Origin of the sequence: Mesobacterium pallidum (genome assembly GCF_019966535.1) — a bacterium.
Classification (GTDB): Bacteria; Pseudomonadota; Alphaproteobacteria; order Rhodobacterales; family Rhodobacteraceae; genus Mesobacterium; species Mesobacterium pallidum.
In genome coordinates, this window is record NZ_JAIMID010000002.1 from 536862 (window position 1) to 559108 (window position 22247).

Consider the following 22247-nt stretch of genomic DNA (forward strand, 5'->3'; position numbering starts at 1 on the left):
GGTAAATAAAAAACCCTACGCTTAGAATTGTGCCTATTTCACGGGGTCAGGGCAGCACTTCGGCCAGTGCGGACTCGATCAGTGCCAAACATTCGGGCGTCGAAAAGCGGTGATCGGCGCCTTTGACCAGGGTGAGGCGCACATCGTCGCCGGTGACGTGGTCAAGCAGGCGCAGCGCGGTGGCTCGGCTGACCGCCTCGTCCTCGGTCCCTTGAAGGAAGCGTACGGGGAAGGGCAGCGGCAGGGGATCGCGCAGCACCAACTGGCTGCGGCCATCCTCGATCAGGCGGCGGGTGATGACGAAGGGGTCGCCGTAGTCCGAGGGCACCTCGACATGGCCGACCATCTCGATGGCAAGGCGCTGCGCCTCGTCGAAGCTGGCCCAGTAGCCGTCTTCGGTGAAATCGGGGGCGGCGGCGATGCCGACGAGGCCGGCGATGCGATCGCCCATGCGTTTCGTGGTCAACAGCGAGATCCAGCCGCCCATGGACGAGCCGACCAGCACCAGCGGGCCCGATGTGGTGGCGCCGATCACCTCGGCCGCGTCGGTGGCCCAGTCGCCGATGCACCCATCGGTGAAGCGGCCCGAGCTTTCCCCGTGGCCCGAATAGTCGAACCGCAGGAAAGCACGGCCCTGCGCGCGCGCCCAGGCCTCGAGGTGGACGGCCTTGGTGCCCTCCATGTCGCTGGCGAAACCGCCAAGGAAGACAACCGTGGGCCCCTGCCCTTCGGTCTTGTGATAGGCGATGCGCCGGCCCTGCGGCGTCTCGAGGAAATCGGTCATCTGGACCCCCGGGAATTGCGTTGGGCCGAGCCTAGCAGCCCGGCCCCGGGGTGCAAGCATGCCTCAGCGTTCGACCTCGTCGAGGCCAAGTGCTGCCACCGGCGCGAGGGCCGCGAGACCGGCAAACAGCAGCAGCCCGACCTCGGGGCCCAGCAGCGCGGCCGCCCCGCCCAGCGCGCCGACGGCCAGCAGGATCGACCCGATCACGGTGTTGGCGACGGCCGACCATGCGGCGCGGCGATCCTCGGGGGCCATGTCGACCAGGTAGGTCGACCGGCCCTGCCGCACGCCGTGATAGGCGATCATCAGCACGAAAAGCACGGCGGGCATGGCCCAGACGGCCCCCGCCAGCCCCGCAAGGTCGAGCGCCAGCGCGGCCAGCATGGCCACAGCGCCAACCGCGCCCGACAGCATCAGCACCCGGCGCGAGGAGCGGTCGGCCATCCGCCCCCAGATCCAGGACGACACCAGAGAGGCGGCGGCCGAGGCGAGCACCAGCGCGCCCAGTTGGCCGAGCTGGCCGCCCTCACCCCCGCCCAGCAGGACGAGGTACGGCGGCGCCAGCGCGGTCGAGACCAGCAGGCCCCGGACAAGGATGAAGCGGCGCAGCTGGGGGTTGTCGCGCAGGATCGCCCAGTCGACCCCGCCGCCCTGCCTATCCGGGTCGCTCGCCAGTTCCTCGAGCGTCGAGAACAGCATGGCGGCGGCCAGCCACAAGAGCGCCGCCAGCCCGATGGCACCGATCACCACGCCTTGGCTTTGCGCCAGGCCCGAGATCAGCAGCACGGCAAAGGCCAGCACGCCGATGCTCGCGGCCGAGGCGGCAAAGCCGGTCACCCCGCCGCGCCGGGTCTTCCGCACCGTCTTGCCCAGCACCTCCTTGTAGGACACGGAAGCCATGGCGCGGCTGACCGCCAGCAGCGCCAAGAGCCCTGCGATGGCCCACCCGGCCGCCGCACCCGTGAGCGTCAGCGCGGCCAGCACGATCAGCGCAGCGGCGATCCCCTGCCCGGCCGAGCCGATCACCCAGGCCCATTTGCGGTGCCGCATCCGCGCGACCCAGCCGGCCAGGAAGACCTGCGGCAGCAGCGCCCCGGCCTCGCGGATCGGCACCAGCGCGCCCACCAGGTAGGCCGGTGCGCCCAGCGCGGTCAGCAGCCACGAGAGCACCAGCTTGGGGTTGATCAGCCCGTCCGCGATCTTGGTCATCGACAGGCTGGCGATGTGACGCAGTCCGTTGCGCGCCTCGGTCCGGCTGTCGGTCGCCTCGGCACCGCTGAGGGTCTCGAACACGGTCTCGCTGGCGTGGCTGTCGGTCATGGGCTGGCTCCGGGCTGGCTGGGACCTTTTGCAAGATAGGGCAGCAGGGGAAAAGTCACAGCCCCAGAGACGATGGAACATCGGCCCGCCTGTCCCGTTGGTGAGGCAAGGCGGCGGGACGATCCGGCCGCGACACAGAATGTAAGGAGGGCACCATGACTGCCATTGCAGACGCAAAGATCCTGATCATCGCCACCCATGGCTTCGAGCAATCCGAACTGGAATTTCCGCGCGACCAGCTGCGCGTCAAGGGCGCGACCGTGCATGTCGCCTCGCTGGACGGAAAGGCGATCAAGGGCTGGGAGGGCTCGGACTGGGGCCGCGAGGCCGAGGCCGACCTGGCGCTGGCCGATGTGGACATCGCGGGCTACGACGCCGTGGTCCTGCCCGGTGGCCAGATCAACCCCGACCTCTTGCGCGTCGAGGACACGGTGATCGAGACCATCCGTGCCGCCCATGACGCGGGCAAGGTCATCGCCGCCGTCTGCCACGCGCCCTGGCTGCTGGTCGAGGCAGGCATCATCAAGGGCCGCGCCGTGACCTCTTACCCCTCGGTCAAGACCGATGTCGTCAATGCCGGCGGCAAGTGGGAAGACAGTTCAGTCGTGGCCGACCAGGGCATCGTCACCAGCCGCAATCCGAACGACCTGAAGGATTTCGTCGGCAAGATTGTCGAAGAGATCGAGGAAGGCCGCCATATGCGCGACGCCGCCTAAGTCCGTGACAAGACGGCCCCCGGTCTCCCCGGGGGCCGTCTTGCGTCAATCCACCGTCTTGGCCAGCACCCGGCTGATCGTGGTCAGCGGCAGCCCAGATTGCGCGGCCCAGGTGTTGAACGCCGCCTGCACCGCCGCCATGTCGCGCTGCGAGCTGGGCGCCTTGTCCACCACGCCCTCGGCCACCAGGCGCCCGACCACGCTGCCCGACAGGATGTAGCTGTCCACCCCCAGCCGCCGCAGCGCATAGGCGCCGACCTGCCCGCCCAGGCGCGATCCGTTCTTCTTGAGCCAGAGCAGCAGGCCCGCGAAATCCGTCGCCGGCCAATCGGCCAGCTTGCGTCCGAAACTGCCGGCCTCGGCCGCAACCTCCTGGATGAAGACCGCGTTCTGCTGGATCGCCCGTACCTTGGGGGCCGAGCGGATGATCCGCGTGTCGGCCAAGAGCTCGTCGTACCAATCCTCGGACATCATCGCGACCCGGCCCACGTCGAAGTGATGGAACGCCTCGAGAATGCCCGGCCACTTGTTGCGCACCACGGTCCAGGCGAGGCCGGTCTGAAAGATCCCCTCGGCCATGGTGGCCAGCACCTGGCTGTCGGGCAGCGCGGCGACCTCGTCCGGGGTCTTGATGGCGGGCACATCGTCCATCACCGCCTCGCGGCTGCCCTTCCGGTCGATGGCAATTTGCAGGATTTCGTCGAAGGAACGCATGGTGGCTTCCCGATCAATGGAACATTCACCGAACATATCGCGCCTTTTCCGCCACGCCAACAGCGCCGTGCCGCGACGCTTGACACCCCTGCGCGCGAGGGCCAAAAAGCCGCGCACGACATATACCCGCAACCGGGCGTTCCGTGGGCGCCAAACCGACGAGGAGAGCCAGATCATGGCCCAGATTTCCCTCACCTTCCCCGATGGCAATGCACGTGAGTTCGAGGCCGGCGTCACGCCCGCCGAGGTCGCGGCCTCCATCTCGAAAAGCCTGTCCAAGAAAGCGATCTCGGCCCAAGTCGACGGCGCGCACTGGGACCTGGCCTGGCCGATCACTGCGGACGCGCAGATCGCCATCAACACCATGCAGGACGAGGATGCCGCGCTCGAGCTGATCCGCCACGACCTGGCGCATGTCATGGCCCGCGCGGTGCAGGAGATCTGGCCCGACACGAAAGTGACCATCGGCCCGGTGACCGAGAACGGCTGGTTCTACGATTTCGACCGCGCCGAGCCCTTCACGCCCGAGGACCTTGGCCAGATCGAGGCCAAGATGAAGGACATCATCAACGCCCGCGACGAGGTCAGGACCGAAGTCTGGGACCGCGCCCGCGCGCGCAAGTTCTACGAGGACAGCGGCGAGCCCTACAAGGTCGAGCTGGTGGACCGCATCCCCGAGGGCGCGGACATCCGCATGTACTGGCATGGCGATTGGCAGGACCTTTGCCGGGGTCCGCACCTGCAACACACCGGACAGCTGCCCGCCGATGCCTTCAAGCTGATGGGCGTCTCGGGCGCCTATTGGTTCGGGGACGTCAAGCGCCCGATGCTGCAACGCATCCAGGGCGTGGCCTTCCGCAACCGCGACGACCTGAAGAAATACCTCAATTTCCTCGAGGAGGCCGCCAAGCGCGACCACCGCAAGCTGGGCCGCGAGATGGACCTGTTCCACATGCAGGAGGAAGCGCCGGGGCAGGTCTTCTGGCACCCGAACGGCTGGACCATCTACACCACGCTGCAGGATTACATGCGCCGCAAGCAGCGCGCCGGCGGGTATAACGAGATCAACACGCCGCAGGTCGTCGACCGCAAGCTGTGGGAAGCCTCGGGGCACTGGGACAAGTACCAGCACCACATGTTCATCGTCGAGGTGGATGAAAGCCGCGACGGCGAGGATGATGACGCAGGGGTCAAGAACAAGGACCAGACGCGGATCAACGCGCTGAAGCCGATGAACTGCCCCTGCCACGTGCAGGTGTTCAACCAGGGCCTCAAGTCCTACCGCGACCTGCCGCTGCGCCTGGCCGAATTCGGGTCCTGCGCGCGGTTCGAGCCCTCGGGCGCGCTGCATGGCATCATGCGGGTGCGCGGGTTCACGCAGGACGATGCGCATATCTTTTGCACCGAGGCGCAGATCCAGGAGGAATGCGCGCGGTTCATCGACTTCCTTGCGGACATCTATCGTGAACTCGGTTTCCCCGAGTTCGAGATCAAGTTCGCCACCCGGCCCGAAAAGCGTGTCGGCACCGAAGAGGCCTGGGATTACGTCGAGGGCGCGCTGGAGAACGCGATCAAGGCCGTGGGGCGGGACTATACGCTGGAACCCGGCGATGGTGCCTTCTACGGGCCCAAGCTGGATTTCTATCTGACCGACGCGATCGGCCGGGTCTGGCAATGCGGCACCTTCCAGGTCGACCCCAACCTGCCCGAGCGGCTGGACGCCAGCTATGTCGACGCCAGCGGCGAGCGCAAGCGGCCCTTCATGCTGCACCGGGCGACGCTGGGGTCCTTCGAGCGCTTCATCGGCATCCTGATCGAGGAACATGCCGGCAAGCTGCCGTTCTGGCTGGCCCCGCGCCAGGTGGTCGTGGCCGCCATCACGTCCGAGGCGGATGACTATGTGCACGAGGTCGTCGCGGCGCTGAAGGCGCAAGGCGTGCGGGCCGAGGCGGATGTGCGCAACGAGAAGATCAACTACAAGGTCCGCGAGCATTCGGTGGGCAAGGTGCCGGTGATCCTGGCCGTCGGCCACCGCGAGGTCGAGGAGCGGACGGTGACCGTCCGACGCCTGGGCGAGAAGCAGACCCAGGTGGTGACGCTGGACGACGTGGTCGGTCAGCTGGCACTCGAGGCAACCCCGCCGGACCTGCGCTGAGCGGCCGGCCGGGGATGGGGGGCGCTGCCCCCCACGTCGCCTCTGGCGACGCTCCCCCCGAGGTATTTATCAAACAATGAAGCAGGGGCCGGGCGCGAAAGCATCCGGCCTTTTCGTTTCTGGGTGGGCGGATGGGCTGTAACGTTGCTCACGCGGGCGGCCATGCGGCGGCGCGGCGTGAAACATTGTGACGGATCGCCCGGCGCGAGGCGCGGGCGACGGGAGCGTTTTGTTACAAAAACCTGCTTAACCCAGTGATACGGCCCGAGATGGACTTTCCGTCTTCACACCCGATGACAGCGCCGTGATGCACGGGCCTGTGAGTGGCTGATGCCACCTTGCGTTGCCTAGTCTTGCCTCAGCCACCCGGTTCGGGGGCCACCGCCCGATACCGGGCGGACCCAGACAACAAACTGACTTTGAAGGGAAAATCCATGTCCAAGACGCTCAAGACCGCTGCCGTTGCCGGCGCCCTCGCCGCCGCGCTGAGCGCCCATGTCACCACCGCATCCGCCCAGGCGCAGGAGAAATGCTTTGGCGTGTCGCTGGCCGGCGAGAACGATTGCGCCGCCGGCCCCGGCACCACCTGCGCCGGCACCTCGAAGGTCGACTACCAGGGCAACGCCTGGACCCTGGTCGAGTCGGGCACCTGCGCCGAGATCGAGCTGCCGGCGATGGCCGATGGCACCGCGCGGATGGGCTCGCTCGAGGCGCTCGAGCGCGACCTGCCGATGGACAGCTGATCCATCACCCCTTGCCGCGCGCCCTGGCATCCCGGGGCGCGCGTGCGCATCCCTTGCCCCGACGAGGCCCGCCCATGTTCGACCAGCATCGCCCCGCCCTGCCGCCGCGCCCCGGCGTCGGCTACAAGCCACAGCATTTCGCGGCGCTGATGGACGACCCGGCCCCGGTCGGCTGGCTGGAGATCCATGCCGAGAACTATATGGGCGGCGGCGGTCGCCCGCTGGCGCAGCTGCGCGCCCTTGCGGAGCGGTTCCCGGTCTCGATCCACGGTGTGGGCCTGTCGATCGGCGGCGAGGGGCCGCTGGACGCGGCGCACCTGGCGCGGCTGAAACGCCTGTGCGACACGGTCCAGCCGGCCAGCTTTTCCGAACACCTTGCCTGGTCGACCCATGGCGCCGAGTTCCTGAACGACCTGCTGCCTTTGCCATACACTTCTACCACGCTGGCTCGCGTCGCGGATCACATCGACCGGGTGCAGGAGGTGCTGGGCCGGCAGATGCTGCTCGAGAACCCCTCCTCCTACCTCGCCTTTGCGGACAGCACCTGGTCCGAGACCGATTTCCTGGCCGAGCTTGTGCGGCGCACCGGCTGCGGGCTGCTGCTGGACGTGAACAACGTCTTCGTCTCGGCCACCAACCTCGGCTACTCGCCGCAAGGCTATATCGACGCCTTCCCGCTGGACGCGGTGGGCGAGATGCACCTGGGCGGCCACGATGCGGACACCGACGATCACGGCGCGCCGCTGCTGATCGACAGCCACGGGCGCGAGGTTGCGGACCCGGTCTGGGCGCTGCTGGACCACACGCTGGCGGCCAGCGGGCCGAAGCCGCTGCTGATCGAATGGGACACGGACGTGCCCGATTGGCCCGTGCTGCGGACCGAGGCCCTGCGTGCCGCCGAAGCCCTGGCCCGGGTGCCCGCATGACCGTTGCCCACTTTCGCGCCGCGCTTCTTGCGCCCGACATGGCCCCGCCGCCCGGGTTGACCGATGGCGCGGGCCGTCCCGCCGGACGCCGGTTCGACGTCTATCGCAACAACGTGGCCGTGGGCCTGGCCGAGGCGCTGGAGACCGGCTTTCCCGTCCTGCGCAAGCTGCTGGGGCCGGAGACCTTCCGCCAATTCGCCGGGCTGGCCCTGCGCGCCCATCCCCCCCGGTCGCCGCTGATGATGGAGTACGGGCAGGACCTGCCGGACTTCCTGGCGGGTTTCGCGCCGCTGGCGCACCTGCCCTACCTCGCCGATGTCGCGCGGCTCGAGTTGGCGCTGCGCCGCGCCTACCATGCCGAGGATGCGACACCCGTGGCGCCCGAAACGCTCGCCGCGCTGCCGCCCGAGCGGCTGATGGCGGCCCGGCTGCGCCTCGCGCCAGCGGTTCAGGTGATCCGCTCGCCCTGGCCGATCCATGCGATCTGGGCCTTAAACATGGCGGGCGGCCCGAAACCGGTGGCCGGCGCGCAGGACGTGATGATCGGCCGCCCGGACCTGGACCCGGCCCCCTGGCTGCTGCCCCCGGGCGGGGCCGATGCGATCGCCGCGCTGCGGTCCGGGGCCCGGGTCGAGACGGCCCTGCAAGGGGGCGGCGAGACCGATCTTGCCGGGCTCTTCACCTGCCTGCTCGCGGCCGGCGCCATCGTTCACGTGTCAGAGGAGGAATGCCCGTGACATCCTTGATATCCCTATATGATTTCGCCGTGCGCCAGGTCATAAAGCTGGACGCGCTTTTGCCCATTGCCGCGCGGTTCCTGTTTGCCGCCGTGCTGCTGGTCTACTTCTGGCGCTCGGGCACGACCAAGCTGGGCGACGGCCTCTTCGGCTTCCTCTCGCCCTCGACAGGCGCCTATGCGCAGATCTTCCCCAAGACCTTCGAGGCCGTCGGCTACGATGCCTCGCAGCTTGGCCTCTTCCACTGGGCGGTGGTCACCGCGGGCACCTGGGCCGAGTTCATCCTGCCGCTGCTGATCGTGCTCGGCCTCTTCACCCGTCTCGCCAGCCTCGGCATGATCGGCTTTGTCGTGGTGCAAAGCCTCACCGACCTTTACGGTCATGGCGGCATCGAACACGCCGCCACGCTGGGCGCCTGGTTCGACCGCGCACCGGACGGCGTGATCCTGGACCAGCGCGCCTTTTGGGTCTTCGGCCTGTCGGTGCTGGTCATCAAGGGCGCGGGTGCGCTGTCAGTCGACCATCTGCTGACCGCCCGCCAGGGCCGCGCCTTGCCCGCGTCGGCGTGATCCGGGGTCAGCCCGCCAGCGCCGCCTGCACGTCCTTGGACCAGCCCAGCCACATGGCGTCGCCGTCCACGATCAGGGGCCGTTTCATCAGCGTCGGGTGCTCGGCCAGGAGCTCGAGCGCCGGACGCTGCCGCTCGGATTCCGCCAATCCTCTCCAGGTGGTTGATGAACGATTGAGCAGCTTGTTGCCGAATTCGTGAAAAGCTGCCTGCATGACATCGGCCGGCACACCGTCATTCCTGACATCGCGAAACTCGACATCTTCCAATGACTTCAATGCCTTGCGGCATGTGTCACAGGTCTTCAGACCAAAAAGTATCATGCGCCCTCCGAAAATCGGCATTTTGTGCTGTCGCTTGATTTTTGCATTCGTCGTGCAATCCTCTCACATACGACTCAAGGTTATTTTCGCAAGAGCCGGCAAATTTCAACGGCTTAAAGGTCGAGTTTCCGACAGGTCGAGGACCCGCCCTTAGCGGGAGAAGTCGAAGAAGGAAATCAACGATGCCCAACGGCACCGTCAAGTGGTTCAACACTACCAAGGGCTACGGATTCATCGCGCCGGAAGAGGGTGGCAAGGATGTTTTCGTGCATATTTCAGCAGTCGAGCGCTCCGGGTTGACCGGGCTGGCGGACAATCAGAAGGTCAGTTACGAGCTGCAGGAAGGCCGCGATGGCCGGCAGCTGGCCGGCGACATCAAGCTGCTCTGACCTCTCCCTCAGGCCGATTGCAGCCGGCGGGCCTCCTGCCCCGCAAGGCGGATGAGATCGGCCATGAAGGGTTTTTCCAGGTCCTCGACCCGGGTCGCGGCATAGAGCCGCCGGGTCAGGCCGCCCTGCGTGAGCGGGCGTGTCACGTAGTCCGAGGAATATTTGACCTCGCGCACCACCCAGTCCGGCAGCACGCTGACCCCGCGGTTCGACGCGACCAGCAGCAGGATCACCGCCGTCAACTCGGCCTGTCGCAGCGCGGCGGGCTCGACCTTGGCCGGCATCAGCAACTGGCTGAAGACGTCGAGGCGAGACCGTTCCACCGGGTAGGTGATCAGCGTCTGGTCGCGGAAATCCTCGGCCTCGATCCAGTCCTTTTCGGCCAGCGGGTTCGATTTCGACGCCACGAACACCGGCTGGTAATCGAAGAGCGGCGAGAAGGCGACGCCCTTCAGCTCTTCGGGATCGGACGAGATCACGACGTCCACGTCCTCCTTGACCAACGCCGGCAGCGCGTCGAAGGCGAGGCCAGGGCGGATGTCGACATCCACATCCGGCCAGGACTTGCGGAACTGCTCGAGTACCGGGAAGAGCCATTCGAAACAGGCATGGCATTCGATGGCGATGTGCAGCCGGCCCGATGAGCCGTCGCGCAGCCCCATGAACTCGGCCTGCAGCGCGTCGATCTCGGGCAGCACCTTTTCGGCCGCGCGCAGCAGGCGCTGGCCGGCGGCCGACAGGCGCATCGGCTTGGATTTGCGTACGAAAAGCTCGACGCCCGCCTGGTCCTCGAGCCCCTTGATCTGGTGCGACAGCGCCGATTGCGTGATGTTCAGAAGCTCGGCCGCGCGCGCGAGCCCGCCCGCCTCGTGGATCGCCCGGACCGTGCGCAGGTGCCGGAACTCGATATGCATCTTCATGTCGGACTCATGATCATTTTGAGAATTATGAGTTTGTCTCACATCACCCAGTTTGCCACAAGAGGGCAACAGAGATTGGAGAGTCCCATGTCCGCCCCGCAAATCAGTTTCGAATTCTTCCCGCCGCAAAACCTCGAAGCCTCCTTCCGCCTGTGGGACACGGTGCAGGTGCTGGCGCCGCTTGATCCGCGGTTCGTATCGGTCACCTATGGCGCTGGCGGCACCACGCGCGACCTGACCCGCGACGCGGTCAAGGCGCTGCACCGCGCGGCCGGGCTGAACGTCGCCGCGCACCTGACCTGCGTGAACGCGACCCGCGCAGAAACCCTTGCCGTGGCCGATGAATTCGCCGCCGCCGGCGTGACCGAGATCGTCGCGCTGCGGGGCGATCCGCCCAAGGGCAGCGGCGCGTTCCAAGCGCATCCCGAGGGTTTTGCCAATTCGATCGAGCTGATCGAGGCGCTGGCCGAGACGGGCAAATTCAACATCCGCGTCGGCGCCTACCCCGACCCGCACCCCGAGGCGGGAAGTGGCCAGGCCGATGTCGAGTGGCTGAAGCGCAAGATCGACGCCGGCGCGTCCGAGGCGATCACGCAATTCTTCTTCGAAGCCGAGACCTTCTTCCGCTTTCGCGATGCCTGCGAGAAGGCGGGACTCGACGCGCCGATCGTGCCGGGCATCCTGCCGATCGAGAACTGGGCCGGCGCGCGCAACTTTGCCCAGCGCTGCGGCACCAAGATCCCGGGCTGGGTCTCGGACGCCTTCGACAAGGCGACCCGCGACGGGCGCGCCGACCTGCTGGCGACGGCGCTTTGCGCCGAGCTCTGCGATGACCTGATCCAGGGCGGCGTGGACAAACTGCACTTCTACACGCTGAACCGGCCCGAGCTGACCCGCGACGTCTGCCACGCCCTGGGCGTGACCCCGCGCGTGCGGCTGGAAAAGGTGGCCTGAGGCTCGGCACCACCCTGTCCCGGAAGATCTTTCTCACGAAAGATCTTCCTCCGCGGCGCCGGGGCCCAAGATTATTCGTGAGAATAATCTTGTTCGGCGGGTGCGGTCCGGTCAAACCTTCACTTGGTATACCAAGGGGAGAACAAGCATGACCAGGACCGCACTCGTGACCGGGGCCGCCCGGGGCATAGGACTGGCCACGACGAAGCATTTCCTGGCGCAAGGCTACCGCGTCGCCATGATCGACCGGGACGCCGACGCGCTGCTGGACGAATCCGCCGCGCTCGAGGGCGCCTTTGCGGTCGTCGCCGATGTCTCGCAGCCCGATCAGGTCGACCGCATGGTCGCCGAGGTGCTGGCCGAAACCGGCCGGATCGACGCCCTCGTCAACAACGCCGGCGTCGCCGATTTCGGCCCCATCGAAGACACCGATTTCGCCCGCTGGCGGGTCGTGATGGAGACGAACCTCGACGGTGTCTTCCTGGTCAGCCAGGCCTGCACGGCGGCGCTGAAGGAAACCCGCGGCGCCATCGTCAACATCGCCTCGATCAGCGGGTTGCGCGCCTCGACCCTGCGGGTGGCCTATGGCACCTCAAAGGCGGCCGTCATTCACCTGACCAAGCAGCAGGCGGCCGAGCTGGGCGAACACGGCATCCGCGCCAATTGCGTCGCCCCCGGCCCGGTCAAGACCAAGCTGTCGATCGCTGTCCATTCGCCCGAGATCATCGCCGCCTACCACGACGCGATCCCGCTGAACCGCTACGCGTCCGAGGACGAGATGGCCAACGTCATCGGTTTCCTGTGCTCCGAGGCCGCCTCCTACGTCACCGGGCAGATCGTGGCGGTCGACGGGGGGTTCGATTCGACCGGCATCGGCCTTCCCGCGCTGCGCGTCTGACGGGCAACTCCCCCCAAGGGTCGATCGGGGCACGCGACTCCCTTGCCCGGCGGGCATTTCCCGCCGGTCGCCTCGGCCCAGATGTCGGTGCTGACGGCCAAGGTCGCCGGCATGCCCCGCGTCGCCGCTGCCGCCCCGCCGCAGAACGGCGGCCCCCACCCGGCCGTCGTCGCCGCCCAGCACATGGCCGGCGCGGACGAGATCTACCTGATGGGCTGCATCCAGGCCGTCGGCGCGCTGGCGCTGGGGACCGAGAGCATCGATCCGGTCGGCCCCGGCAACGCCTACGTGGCCAAGGCAAAGCGCCAACTCTTCGGCCGCGGCGGCATCGACCTCGTTGCCGGGCCGACCAAGACCATGGTGATCGCCGACGAGACGGTGGATGCCGAGCTTTGCGCGACCGACCTGTTGGGCCAGGCCGAGCACGGCTTTGTCAGCCCGGCCTGTCTTGTCACCAATTCGCGCGCCCTGGCCGAGGCGACGCTGGCCGAGATCGACCGGTTGCTGGCGATCCTGCGGACCGCCCGCACCGCGCGGCCCAGCTGGGAGGGTTCCGAAGAGGTGATCCTCTGCGACAGCCACGACGAGATGCTGGCGGTGGCGGATGACCTGGCCTGCGAGCATGTGCAGGTCATGACCGACCGGGACGATTGGTACCATGACACCCTGCGCAATTACGGCGCGCTGTTCTTCGGGCCGCGCACCAACGTGGCCTATGGCGACAAGGTGATCGGCACGAACCACATCCTGCCGACCCGGCGCGCAGGGCGCAATACGGGCGGGCTCTGGGTCGGCAAGTTCCTGAAGACGCACAGCTACCAGCGGATCACCAACGACTCCGCCTCGGCCGCGATCGGCGCCCGCGGCGCGCGCCTGTCGCTGCTGGAAGGCTTCACGGGCCATGCCGAGCAATGCAACATCCGCGTCCGGCGCTACGGCGGTCGGCACGTGCCCTACGCGGGGGCGGCGGAATAGGAACGCGTGATGCAAAGGGATTTGCACCTCGCGCCAAAGGTGCGGAACAGGTGAAGGCGAGGGGCGCTGCCCCTAGCGCTCCCCGGGATATGTCTGGAAAAATGAAGGGGTTCAGAGCGCCCCTTCCTTCATCTTTCCCCAAATATGCCCGCCGGAGGCGTCCGTGGATCGCACAGGCGTGAGGGGCCAGCCCCTCACACTCCCCGGAGTTTAGGGGCACAATGAAAAGCGGATCGGCGCGCCCGTTCTTTCATTATTCCACAAGTACTCCCGCCGGAGGCATCCCCGGTACCCGTATGCGACCAGGGACGAGGGCATGCCAAGCCAGGCCCGCTTGCCCTCAGGCGACCTGCTTGCAGGTCTGTTCCACGTCGGCGCCGAAGGCCTTCCACTTGGCCCAGAACGCCTCGTTCCGGGGATTGTCCGACTGGCGCATGTCCTGCACCCGTTGCGGGTCGCGCCAGAATTTCGTGGCGCGGGATTGCTCGGAGGCGCTGAGGTGGCGGTTCGCCATGGCCTGGACACAGCCGCAGAGCGCATCGCTGCGCGCCTTTCGGTCGCTGGCCATGCAGGCGCGGCTCATCGGGCCGCTGGCCGAGATCGAGACCACGCGGCCCGGGCGTGGACCCGACGTGCCGCCGCAACTGGCGAGGACCGCCAGGATCAGAAAAACCGTGAATATCCGCATCGCCTCGTCCGCCTCCATCTCAGTCGCAGAGGTCCTTTGTTGCCCACCACCATGCGGGCAACCGCGGCAAAGTTCAACATGTCCCACGCGGGTCGCATGTCACGGATTTGTCAGAACGGGCGCGCTCAGCCCTCGGCCCAGTCCCAGGGGCGGGTGAAGGCGCCGAGGCATTGCGCCACCGCCTCGTCCTCGGCGCGGGGGGCAAGGCGCGCGACGAGGCCGCGCTTCTTGTCGTCCACCACCTCGGTCACGCGGGGGCTCACGCCCGCCTCTTCCAGCGCGGCGTTGTAGATCCGGGTGATCGCGCGCTTGCGCAGATCGGGCTTGAAGACCTTGCCCACGGCGGTCTTGGGCAGTTCGTCCAGCACTTCGACATGCTTGGGATGGGCCGCGCGTTCATGGACGTGGCGCTTGGCGTAATCGCGCAGCTCGTCGCCGGTGACCGTGCCGCCCGAGACCAGTTCGACATAGGCGCAGGGCACCTCGCCCGCATGGGCGTCGGGCTGGCCGATGGCGCCGGCAAAGGCGACGTCGGGGTGGGTCAGCAGCGCCTCTTCGATCTCGGCCGGGTCGATGTTGTGCCCACCGCGAATGATGAGGTCTTTCGCGCGCCCGGTGATCCAGAGGTAGCCATCGGCGTCGATCCGGCCCAGGTCGCCCGTGCGCAGGTATTTCTGGAAATGGTAGAGATCGGCGTTCTTGGCTGCCTCGGTATAGGTGTTGCCGGGCCAGACGCCGGGGTTCGAGATGCAGATCTCGCCCACCTCGTCAGTGCCGCAGGTGACGGGCGCGCCATCCTTGACCGTCACGATCGAGATGTCGGTATAGGGGAAGGCGACGCCGACGCTGCCAACCTTTTTCTCGCCGTCCACCGGGTTGCAGGCGACAAGGCAGGTCGCCTCGGTCAGGCCGTAGCCTTCGATGATCTGCATGCCCGTGGCGGAGGTGAAGCGGTTGAACAGTTCCAGCGGCATGGGCGCCGAGCCCGAGAACGCGTTCTTGACCGTCGAGATATCGGCATCGACCTTGCGCTGCATCAGCGCAGAGACGGCCGTGGGCACGGTGATGACGAAGGTGGTCTTCCAGCGTTCGCAGAGCTTCCAGAAATTGTCGAAGACGCCGTCGCCGCGATACCCGGCCGGGGTCGGGAAGACGACATGCGCGCCGGATTTCAGCGCCGCCATCAGGATCACGTGGCAGGCAAAGACGTGGAACAGCGGCAGCGGGCACATGATGCTGTCGGTTTCCGAGAACAGCAGCTCGTGCCCGATCCAGCCGTTGTAGACCATGCCGGAATAGCGGTGCTGCGCGACCTTGGGCATGCCCGTGGTGCCGCCGGTGTGGAAATATGCGCCCACGCGGTCCTGTTTCGGGTCGTCGAAGGTGAGCGTCCTGGGCTGCTTCTTCATCTCGGTACGCAGGGATTTCACCTCGGCATGGTGTGTGCCGGGGATCGCGGGGCGGATGAAGGGAACGATCCAGGACTTGGGCGGCGTCAGGTAGCGGTTGAGGTCCACGGTCAGGATCGTGTGGACCTGCGGCGCGTGGCGCACCGCCTCGGCCGTCTTTTGGGCGATGTCGGTCTTGGGGAAGTTGCGCAGGGTCACGACGACGCGCGCCTCGGTCTCGCGCAGGATGGCGCCGATCTGTTCGGGTTCGAGCAGCGGGTTGATCGGGTTGGCGATGCCCGCGACCATCGCGGCCAGCGTGACCACAGCCGTCTCGGTGGTGTTGGGCAGCACCAGCGCCACCACGTCCTTGGGCCCGATCTTGAGCGACCGGAAGAGGTTCGCGGCCTGGTTCACCTGCGAAAGGAACTCGGACCAGGTCAGCGTCTCGGCGGGGTCATCGACGCCCGATTGCAGCTGGAAGGTCACCGCCGGGCGGTTCGGAAAGGCCGCCGCCGTCTCGGACAGCATCTGGTGAATGGTCGTTGGCACCGGTCGCTGGTCCCACGGGACCTGGGCGGCAATGGCGATGGCATCCTCGCGGCTGGCGAAAGTCATGTGGTGTCCTCCCCTTGCGCCGGTTCTCCGCACGCATCCTTGTCGCGGAGTCTGGGCGCGGAACCGCCCCGGTGCAAGGGGTTTGGCGCAACGTCACGGGGCGCCTGACGTGGGGGCGCCGGATCGGCGCGCCGCCGCCCATGCCTGCCGCGCGCCTGCAATAGGGCTTGCCTGAATCGCGCAGATCAGGCGGATTGGAGCGATTACGTTTCAGGACTACCGCCAGACCTTTTCACCGGAGATCACCCCATGGCCGTCATCGTCCATTCAAGCACCACCACCGGCATCCTCGCCACGGCCAGCGGCGACACCTATGTCACGCTCGTGGATCGTTTCGTGTCGAACACCGTCGACGCGGTCGATTTCCAGGACTTCGACAATATCGAGTATTTCGTCCACGGCGCCGTCATCGCCGGCGACGACGGGATCGTGTCCTCGGGGGCTGCGAACAACATCGATGTGGCGATCAGCGCCAGCGGCAGCGTCATGGGCGGCGGCGACGGGATCCAGTTCTTCGGCCCGGGTAGCGACACCTTCGGCAACTCCGTCATCAACCACGGTTCGATCGTCGGGCAAAGCGGCGAAGGCGTGGATTTCCGGTCCAACGGGTCGATCATCGTCAACACCGGCACGATCTGGGGCGACTCCATCGCCATCTTCATGTCCGGCGACAGCAACGAGGCCATGAACGCGGGCATAGTGGCCTCGAATGCCTCGGGGATCCAGATCACCGGCGACTCGGCGCGGATCACGAACTCGGGCGAGGTGACGGTCCAGGGCTTCCATGGCCTGTTTGTCGTCGGGATCAATGGCATCATCGAAAACGACGGCCTTGTCACGGCGCGGGACACCGGGATCGACATGACCGGCGACAACGGGTCGATCACCAATACCGGCAGGATCATCGGCGAAATCGGGATTTCGGTGATGACCACGACCAACGCTGTGGCCGCGCCGATCGACATTGCCAACCACGGCATTGTGCAGGGCCGGTCCGTCGGCGTTCAGCTCCAGGCAGGCGAGACGGGCGACCGGTTGACCCTGACCAACAGCGGCACCATCAGCGTGTCGAACCTGGACGGGCTGGCCATCCAGGGATCGAGCACGACCGACATCATCCGCAACACCGGGCTGATCGACGGTGACGTCGACCTCGGCGACGGCAATGACGCGTTCCGCAGCGGCGCGGGGCTGATCAGCGGAACGATCGACGGCGGCACGGGCAACGACACCATCGGCGGCGGGGCCGAGGACAACCGGATCGAGGGCGGCGGCGGGGCCGACCTGATCTATGGAGGCGCGGGCGATGACAGCCTGTCGTCCAACTGGGGCGGCGACACGATCTTTGGCGGCGACGGAGATGACACGATCGACGCCGGCAACGGCTACGACCTGGCCTGGGGCGGCGCGGGGCACGACCGGATCGACATGGGCAGCGGCCAGGACACTGCCCATGGCGGCGCGGGCGACGACACGATCCGCGCCGGGGGCGACGGCGGCGACGTGCTCTTCGGTGACGCGGGCGACGACGTGATCGTCTCGACCGGCGCGGGCGGAGACCAGATCCACGGCGGGCTGGGCAATGACACGATGACCGGCGGCGACGGCAAGGACACGTTCCATTTCAACAAGGCGGCCGGCCATGACGTCATCACCGATTTCGCCGATGGCGAGGACAGCCTGGACCTGACGGTCTTCGGCACCGGCTTTGCCGCGATGAACGCCGCCGGGGCGTTTTCCGAAGGGGTCGGCGGCACGGTGATCGACCTTGGCGTGATCGGCGCCGAGGGCTCGATCACGCTGTTGGGCTTTGCGCTGTCCGACCTCGGCGGGGCCGATTTCGCCTTCTGACCCCGGGCAACGACCCCGGCGCCGCGCCGCGCCCATCCCTGCCCGGCCCTTGACTGCCGCGTGCGCAGCGCCGTTAACTATTACTAAACATTTCAAGGGATTTTCACATGACCAATGTCATTCGCGCGCAGGCCCTCAGCGCCCCATTCGCGATCAATTATTCCGGGATCTACATCGCGGCGGATGACGCTCAGATCATTGTCGACGGCAATGTATACGCGCTGGAAGGCCCCGCGCTCCACGTCGTGGGCGACCGCGCGGATATCGACCTGTTTTCAACGGTGTCCAACCTTTATGGCGTAGGCCTTATGGCCGAAGGCGACGATGTCGACATCCGGATCAGAATGGACGGCAGTGCCGAAGGGGAACTGATCGGCGTCCACACAACCGGCAAGAACACCACGATCAACTCCGAAGGCGGCATCTTTGGCTTTACCGGCGTCCTTGTCGAAGGGTTGGACGATGGGCAGGCGGACCGCCTGACCGTGATCAACTCCGGCGTCATATCGGCCCTGGGCACCGGCATCGGCGTGACGTCGGGCGATGGGCTGGACCGGCTGGTCGTGCAGAATTCCGGGCACATCCTGATCGAGGAGGACCCGGCCGAAGAACTGGACGGGGATGCCATCGCGGGCTCGTCCGCCGCCGATTTTGTCCGCAACCGGGGCTATATCGAAGGCCATGTCTCGCTGGGTGACGGCGACGACATCTATCGCGGCGCAGGAGGGTCCATCGACGGCGTGATCGACGGCGGCCTCGGCAACGACACCATCGGCGGCGGGGCCGAGGACAACCGGATCCAAGGCGGCGGCGGGGCCGACGTGATCTACGGCGGCGACGGGGCGGACAGCCTGTCGTCCAGCTGGGGCAACGACCGGGTCTTTGGCGGCCTCGGCGGCGACACGATCGATGCCGGCGCTGGCGCGGATGTCGCCTGGGGCGGTTCGGGCTTCGACCTGATCGACATGGGCAAGGGCGCGGACACGGCCTATGGCGGCGCCGGGGACGACACGATCCTCGCCGGCGGCGACGGTGGTGACAAGCTGTTCGGCGGGGCGGGCGACGACGTGATCGTCTCGACCGGCGGCGGCTGGGACAAGATCAGCGGCGGCTTTGGCAACGACACGATGACCGGCGGCGGCGGGCAGGACAGGTTCGATTTCATCCTGTCCGACGGGGCCGACGTGATCACCGATTTCACCGACGCGGAGGACCTGCTGGACCTCACGGCCTTCGGCACAGATTTCGACACCATGGAGACGGCAGAGGCATTTTCGGACACCGGCAGCGATGCGGTGATCGACCTCACGGTCATCGGCGGGACCGGATCGATCACGCTGCTGGGCTTCGACATGGCCAACCTCGACGCGGCCGACTTCCTGTTCTGACGGCCGGTTGACAGATCAACCGCCGCTCTCCACCCTGCCCCGGCGCAGGGAGGAGAGACTGCCCATGTCGGACGCACCCGTCTACGAGATCGACCCCAAGAGGTTCTGGGAGGACCCCTACCCCGACCTTGCGCGGATGCGGCGCGAGGTGCCTGTGGCGTTCGTGCCGCAGCTGGGCGCGACCCTGCTGACCCGGCGCGACGACATCTTCGTCAACGAAAAGAAGATCGAGGTGTTTTCCTCGGACCAGCCCGAGGGGCTGATGACCCGGCTCATGGGCCAGAACATGATGCGCAAGGATGGCGCGGCACATATGGCCGAGCGCAAGGCGGTTTTCCCGACGATCTCGCCCCGCACGGTGCGCGACGTGTGGAAGGCGCAGTTTGTCGAACAGACGCAGGCCGCGCTGGACGAGATCCACCCGCAGGGCCGCGCCGACATGGCCCGCGACATCGCCATGCGCATCTCGGCCGAGGCGCTGAAGGCGGTCACGGGCCTGACCAACATGCCCTGGCGCGAGATGGACAGGGTGAGCCAGGGGATGATGGACGGTTGCGCGAACTACGCCGGCGACCCGGAGGTGGAGGCGCGCTGCAACGCCTGCACCGCCGATATCGACCGCTATATCGACGACCGCCTGCCCGAGTTGCAGGCCGCGCCCGACCACTCGCTGCTGTCTGTCCACCTGCAAGCTGGAATGAGCGAAGAGCAGTACCGCGCCAACGTCAAGCTCGCCATCTCGGGCGGCCAGAACGAGCCGCGCGACGTGATCGCCGGGCTGACCTGGGCGCTGCTGACCCACCCGGACCAGCTGGCGCTGATCGAAAGCGGAGAGAAGACCTGGGCCGATGCCTTCGACGAATACACCCGCTGGATGGCGCCGGTCGCCATGTCCCCCCGCCGCGTGGCGCAGCGGTATGAATTGCACGGCGTGACGCTGGAGCCCGAGGACCGCGTCTTCCTGATGTTCGGCGCCGGCAACCGGGACGCGGAGGTCTTTGCCCGGCCCGATACCTTCGACATGACGCAGGATGCCTCGGCCTCGCTCGCCTTCGGCGCGGGGCCGCATTTCTGCGCCGGGGCCTGGATCTCGCGCTGCCTGATCTCCGAAGTTGCGATGCCGATGATCTTCGACCGGCTGCGCGGCCTGCGGCTGGACGGAGAGACCAGGATCGGCGGCTGGGCCTTCCGCGGCCCGATCACCATGCCGGTGGCCTGGGAGGTGTGAGGGGCTCAGGCGGGCCGGATGCCGATCCACGGGCGGCCCGGGCGTTCGCGATGGACCGCGATCCAGCGATCCGGGTCCGCCTCACACCAGCGCGTTAGCTCCTGGTCGAGCGGTCGGTCCAGATTCCCCAGCACCGCGCCGGAGGCGAGGTCCACCCGCGCCAGCCGCGTCACGGGCAGGTGGCGATCAACCACCTTGCCGATCCGCTCAAACTGAGCCCGGCGGATAGCGTCGCCTGCGGGAAACGACGCGCGAAACGTCATCGCGCTGGCCGCGATGAGATCCTTCTCGGGCGCATCCTTCGTGCCCGCAATCGAGATGGACCGCCCCAGTTGGTCGGTGACCGAGGGCGGCCCACCATATGAAATTGAATACAGCGGCTCGGGGTGCTTCCAATGATTGTATGCGACGGATACGGCCATCTGCCGACCAGAACTGACCACGCCATGATCGGCGGTGAAGGCAACGGATGCCGCGTCCTTCACCCCGAACACAAGCGAAACGAAATGATCGTCCAGCGATTTCGGCGTCACCTCGCGCAGGCCCTGAACGCGGAAGTTCTCCCCGTGGATCCGCGCAATCAGTAGCAACTCAGGAAATTCGGCCTGGCACCCGGCCAGGATGGCGCGCGATGTCTTGATGGTGATCCGTTCGGCACCCAGAACCCAGTGCGTCGTGCCGCCGTTCAGGTCTTTATAGTGCGTCGCGTCGGGGTCTGTTTCCTCGGGCAGCGCGCCGTTGATCGTGACCCCGGCCAAGCGGCAGAACTGCGCCGGGAGAGCTCGCCGTCCCAAGGCGGGCCATCGTCCCAGTCCAGCACGGTCTCTCCCCGCACCGCGTCTTCGCCCGGCTCGGGTGCGATCTGCACCGACAGCGCGCCACCCCGATACCGCACGTAGACCGCGCGGCCGTCATGGGTTTCGCCATAGAATTGCGCCGGGTAGGCCCCGCCGCCCGAGAGGCTGGCGAGGTCCAGGTTCAACGGCGCCGGCGGCCGGGGCGTGAAGAAACGCCCGTCCTGCCCCGTGTCCTCAGACACCGAGACAATGGCGCATGATCGCCTTTTGCGCATGCAGCCGGTTCTCGGCCTCGTCGAAGATGACCGAGGCGGGGCCGTCCATCACCTCGGACGTGGCCTCATCGTCGCGATGCGCGGGCAGGCAATGCATGAACAGCGCGTTGGGCTTGGCATGGGCCATCAGCGCCGCGTTGACCTGGTAGGGCCGCAGCTGGTTGTGCCGCCGCTCGCGCGCGCTCTGCGGGTCGTGCATCGACACCCAGGTGTCCGTGACGACGAGGTCGGCGCCGGTGACGGCCGCCACCGGGTCGCGGGTGATCTCGACCTTGACGCCCTTGGCACGGGCCTCTTCGACAAAGACCATCTCGGGGTCCAGCGTCGGCGGGCCGGCAAAGGTCAGGTCGAACCCGAACTGCCCGGCGGCATGGGCGAAACTGGCGAACACGTTGTTGCCATCGCCGCACCAGGTCACCTTCTTGCCCGCGATCGGGCCGCGATGTTCCTCGAAGGTCTGGATATCGGCCATGATCTGGCAAGGATGCGTCCGGTTCGTGAGCCCGTTGATCACCGGCACATCGGCATATTCCGCCATCTCGAGCAGGGTCTGCTCTTCGAAGGTGCGGATCATGATCAGGTCGACATAGCGCGACAGCACGCGGGCGGTGTCGGCGATGGTCTCGCCGTGCCCCAGCTGCATGTCCGCGCCCGAGAGCACCATGGTCTGCCCGCCCATCTGCCGTACGCCCACGTCGAAGGAAATGCGCGTCCGGGTCGAGGGCTTTTCGAAGATCAGCGCGACCATGCGGCCATCCAGCGGCAGGGTGTCGTCGGGCGCGCCCTTGGGGCGGCCACCCCGGGCGGCCTTCATCGCCTTGGCGCTGTCGATGATGGCCCGCAGGTCGCCCGCGTCGGTGGCGTTGATGTCAAGGAAGTGCGTCATGTCTAT

22 protein-coding genes and 1 pseudogene are annotated in these 22247 nt (G+C 67.1%); 13 read left to right on the plus strand and 10 right to left on the minus strand.

Features of this window, described 5'->3' with window-relative positions:
• Positions 1–46: 46 nt before the first annotated feature.
• Positions 47–784 carry an alpha/beta fold hydrolase gene (locus MF270_RS05060; RefSeq protein ID WP_238364764.1) on the minus strand — a complete coding sequence of 246 codons (738 nt, stop codon included), beginning with the start codon at positions 782–784 and terminating at the stop codon, positions 47–49.
• A 63-nt stretch (positions 785–847) separates the two neighbouring features.
• Entirely contained in the window at positions 848–2104 is a 1257-nt protein-coding gene (locus MF270_RS05065; protein WP_238364765.1) for an MFS transporter, read from the minus strand.
• A gap of 155 nt (positions 2105–2259) precedes the next feature.
• Here MF270_RS05065 and MF270_RS05070 point away from each other — a divergent pair, with 155 nt between their 5' ends.
• Positions 2260–2820, plus strand: a complete 561-nt coding sequence (locus tag MF270_RS05070; protein WP_238364766.1) for a type 1 glutamine amidotransferase domain-containing protein — start codon at positions 2260–2262, stop codon at positions 2818–2820.
• 45 nt (positions 2821–2865) lie between these two features.
• On the opposite strand, the gene MF270_RS05075 is transcribed toward MF270_RS05070, so the two are convergent.
• On the minus strand, positions 2866–3534 hold the full coding sequence (locus tag MF270_RS05075; protein ID WP_238364767.1) for a DNA-3-methyladenine glycosylase I: 669 nt from the start codon (positions 3532–3534) through the stop codon (positions 2866–2868).
• 175 nt (positions 3535–3709) lie between these two features.
• Here MF270_RS05075 and thrS point away from each other — a divergent pair, with 175 nt between their 5' ends.
• From thrS to MF270_RS05100, 5 genes are all read left to right on the plus strand, one after another.
• Positions 3710–5689 (plus strand): threonine--tRNA ligase, encoded by a 1980-nt coding sequence (gene thrS / locus MF270_RS05080; protein WP_238364768.1) that lies wholly within the window; start codon positions 3710–3712, stop codon positions 5687–5689.
• A 434-nt stretch (positions 5690–6123) separates the two neighbouring features.
• On the plus strand, positions 6124–6432 hold the full coding sequence (locus MF270_RS05085; RefSeq protein ID WP_238364769.1) for a BufA1 family periplasmic bufferin-type metallophore: 309 nt from the start codon (positions 6124–6126) through the stop codon (positions 6430–6432).
• A 74-nt stretch (positions 6433–6506) separates the two neighbouring features.
• Complete coding sequence (bufB, locus tag MF270_RS05090) at positions 6507–7358, plus strand: MNIO family bufferin maturase (protein ID WP_238364770.1); 852 nt, start codon at positions 6507–6509, stop codon at positions 7356–7358.
• The gene (locus MF270_RS05095) at positions 7355–8095 is read left to right on the plus strand and encodes an HvfC/BufC N-terminal domain-containing protein (protein ID WP_238364771.1); all 741 of its coding nucleotides are present in this window, start codon (positions 7355–7357) and stop codon (positions 8093–8095) included. Before bufB ends, MF270_RS05095 begins: the two co-directional genes overlap by 4 nt.
• The gene (locus tag MF270_RS05100; protein ID WP_238364772.1) at positions 8092–8664 is read left to right on the plus strand and encodes a DoxX family protein; all 573 of its coding nucleotides are present in this window, start codon (positions 8092–8094) and stop codon (positions 8662–8664) included. Before MF270_RS05095 ends, MF270_RS05100 begins: the two co-directional genes overlap by 4 nt.
• Before the next feature lie 7 nt (positions 8665–8671).
• Here the strand turns inward: MF270_RS05100 and MF270_RS05105 are convergent, their stop codons facing one another.
• The gene (locus MF270_RS05105; RefSeq protein ID WP_238364833.1) at positions 8672–8986 is read right to left on the minus strand and encodes an arsenate reductase family protein; all 315 of its coding nucleotides are present in this window, start codon (positions 8984–8986) and stop codon (positions 8672–8674) included.
• Positions 8987–9168: 182 nt separating this feature from the next.
• On the opposite strand from MF270_RS05105, the gene MF270_RS05110 reads away from it, so the two are divergent.
• Positions 9169–9375 (plus strand): cold-shock protein, encoded by a 207-nt coding sequence (locus MF270_RS05110; protein ID WP_238364773.1) that lies wholly within the window; start codon positions 9169–9171, stop codon positions 9373–9375.
• An 8-nt stretch (positions 9376–9383) separates the two neighbouring features.
• Here MF270_RS05110 and MF270_RS05115 read toward each other — a convergent pair whose 3' ends face one another.
• Entirely contained in the window at positions 9384–10289 is a 906-nt protein-coding gene (locus MF270_RS05115) for a LysR family transcriptional regulator (protein ID WP_238364834.1), read from the minus strand.
• Between the two features lie 93 nt (positions 10290–10382).
• Here MF270_RS05115 and metF point away from each other — a divergent pair, with 93 nt between their 5' ends.
• The 3 genes and pseudogenes from metF to hisD form a co-directional block, all read left to right on the plus strand.
• Entirely contained in the window at positions 10383–11249 is an 867-nt protein-coding gene (metF, locus tag MF270_RS05120) for a methylenetetrahydrofolate reductase [NAD(P)H] (protein ID WP_238364774.1), read from the plus strand.
• A 148-nt stretch (positions 11250–11397) separates the two neighbouring features.
• Complete coding sequence (locus MF270_RS05125; RefSeq protein WP_238364775.1) at positions 11398–12147, plus strand: SDR family NAD(P)-dependent oxidoreductase; 750 nt, start codon at positions 11398–11400, stop codon at positions 12145–12147.
• A 42-nt stretch (positions 12148–12189) separates the two neighbouring features.
• Positions 12190–13122 (plus strand): annotated as a pseudogene (gene hisD / locus MF270_RS05130) (histidinol dehydrogenase); the annotation flags it as partial.
• Positions 13123–13462: 340 nt separating this feature from the next.
• Here hisD and MF270_RS05135 read toward each other — a convergent pair.
• On the minus strand, positions 13463–13810 hold the full coding sequence (locus MF270_RS05135) for a hypothetical protein (protein WP_238364776.1): 348 nt from the start codon (positions 13808–13810) through the stop codon (positions 13463–13465).
• 125 nt (positions 13811–13935) lie between these two features.
• Complete coding sequence (locus tag MF270_RS05140; protein ID WP_238364777.1) at positions 13936–15816, minus strand: acyl-CoA synthetase; 1881 nt, start codon at positions 15814–15816, stop codon at positions 13936–13938.
• Positions 15817–16065: 249 nt separating this feature from the next.
• On the opposite strand from MF270_RS05140, the gene MF270_RS05145 reads away from it, so the two are divergent.
• From MF270_RS05145 to MF270_RS05155, 3 genes are all read left to right on the plus strand, one after another.
• Entirely contained in the window at positions 16066–17667 is a 1602-nt protein-coding gene (locus MF270_RS05145) for a calcium-binding protein (protein ID WP_238364778.1), read from the plus strand.
• Positions 17668–17774: 107 nt separating this feature from the next.
• Positions 17775–19055: a calcium-binding protein gene (locus MF270_RS05150; protein WP_238364779.1), complete on the plus strand. Its 1281-nt coding sequence runs from the start codon at positions 17775–17777 to the stop codon at positions 19053–19055.
• Positions 19056–19119: 64 nt separating this feature from the next.
• Positions 19120–20283, plus strand: coding sequence for a cytochrome P450 (locus tag MF270_RS05155; protein WP_238364780.1), 1164 nt, complete (start codon positions 19120–19122; stop codon positions 20281–20283).
• Positions 20284–20288: 5 nt separating this feature from the next.
• Here the strand turns inward: MF270_RS05155 and MF270_RS05160 are convergent, their stop codons facing one another.
• From MF270_RS05160 to argF, 3 genes are read right to left on the minus strand one after another with little or no spacing between them, the layout of a single operon-like run.
• Entirely contained in the window at positions 20289–21041 is a 753-nt protein-coding gene (locus MF270_RS05160; RefSeq protein WP_238364781.1) for a hypothetical protein, read from the minus strand.
• The gene (locus MF270_RS05165; protein WP_238364782.1) at positions 20969–21322 is read right to left on the minus strand and encodes a hypothetical protein; all 354 of its coding nucleotides are present in this window, start codon (positions 21320–21322) and stop codon (positions 20969–20971) included. Before MF270_RS05165 ends, MF270_RS05160 begins: the two co-directional genes overlap by 73 nt.
• Complete coding sequence (argF, locus tag MF270_RS05170; RefSeq protein WP_238364783.1) at positions 21315–22241, minus strand: ornithine carbamoyltransferase; 927 nt, start codon at positions 22239–22241, stop codon at positions 21315–21317. The genes MF270_RS05165 and argF overlap by 8 nt, the downstream gene beginning before the upstream one ends.
• Positions 22242–22247 lie beyond the last annotated feature (6 nt).

What these genes read in the sequence shown, in the direction of transcription:
- MF270_RS05060 (WP_238364764.1), bottom strand. Translation starts at nt 784, where the DNA reads ATGACCGATTTCCTCGAGACGCCGCAGGGCCGGCGCATCGCCTATCAC.
- MF270_RS05065 (WP_238364765.1), bottom strand. Translation starts at nt 2,104, where the DNA reads ATGACCGACAGCCACGCCAGCGAGACCGTGTTCGAGACCCTCAGCGGT.
- MF270_RS05070 (WP_238364766.1), top strand. Translation starts at nt 2,260, where the DNA reads ATGACTGCCATTGCAGACGCAAAGATCCTGATCATCGCCACCCATGGC.
- MF270_RS05075 (WP_238364767.1), bottom strand. Translation starts at nt 3,534, where the DNA reads ATGCGTTCCTTCGACGAAATCCTGCAAATTGCCATCGACCGGAAGGGC.
- thrS (WP_238364768.1), top strand. Translation starts at nt 3,710, where the DNA reads ATGGCCCAGATTTCCCTCACCTTCCCCGATGGCAATGCACGTGAGTTC.
- MF270_RS05085 (WP_238364769.1), top strand. Translation starts at nt 6,124, where the DNA reads ATGTCCAAGACGCTCAAGACCGCTGCCGTTGCCGGCGCCCTCGCCGCC.
- bufB (WP_238364770.1), top strand. Translation starts at nt 6,507, where the DNA reads ATGTTCGACCAGCATCGCCCCGCCCTGCCGCCGCGCCCCGGCGTCGGC.
- MF270_RS05095 (WP_238364771.1), top strand. Translation starts at nt 7,355, where the DNA reads ATGACCGTTGCCCACTTTCGCGCCGCGCTTCTTGCGCCCGACATGGCC.
- MF270_RS05105 (WP_238364833.1), bottom strand. Translation starts at nt 8,986, where the DNA reads ATGATACTTTTTGGTCTGAAGACCTGTGACACATGCCGCAAGGCATTG.
- MF270_RS05110 (WP_238364773.1), top strand. Translation starts at nt 9,169, where the DNA reads ATGCCCAACGGCACCGTCAAGTGGTTCAACACTACCAAGGGCTACGGA.
- MF270_RS05115 (WP_238364834.1), bottom strand. Translation starts at nt 10,289, where the DNA reads ATGCATATCGAGTTCCGGCACCTGCGCACGGTCCGGGCGATCCACGAG.
- metF (WP_238364774.1), top strand. Translation starts at nt 10,383, where the DNA reads ATGTCCGCCCCGCAAATCAGTTTCGAATTCTTCCCGCCGCAAAACCTC.
- MF270_RS05125 (WP_238364775.1), top strand. Translation starts at nt 11,398, where the DNA reads ATGACCAGGACCGCACTCGTGACCGGGGCCGCCCGGGGCATAGGACTG.
- MF270_RS05135 (WP_238364776.1), bottom strand. Translation starts at nt 13,810, where the DNA reads ATGCGGATATTCACGGTTTTTCTGATCCTGGCGGTCCTCGCCAGTTGC.
- MF270_RS05140 (WP_238364777.1), bottom strand. Translation starts at nt 15,816, where the DNA reads ATGACTTTCGCCAGCCGCGAGGATGCCATCGCCATTGCCGCCCAGGTC.
- MF270_RS05145 (WP_238364778.1), top strand. Translation starts at nt 16,066, where the DNA reads ATGGCCGTCATCGTCCATTCAAGCACCACCACCGGCATCCTCGCCACG.
- MF270_RS05150 (WP_238364779.1), top strand. Translation starts at nt 17,775, where the DNA reads ATGACCAATGTCATTCGCGCGCAGGCCCTCAGCGCCCCATTCGCGATC.
- MF270_RS05155 (WP_238364780.1), top strand. Translation starts at nt 19,120, where the DNA reads ATGTCGGACGCACCCGTCTACGAGATCGACCCCAAGAGGTTCTGGGAG.
- argF (WP_238364783.1), bottom strand. Translation starts at nt 22,241, where the DNA reads ATGACGCACTTCCTTGACATCAACGCCACCGACGCGGGCGACCTGCGG.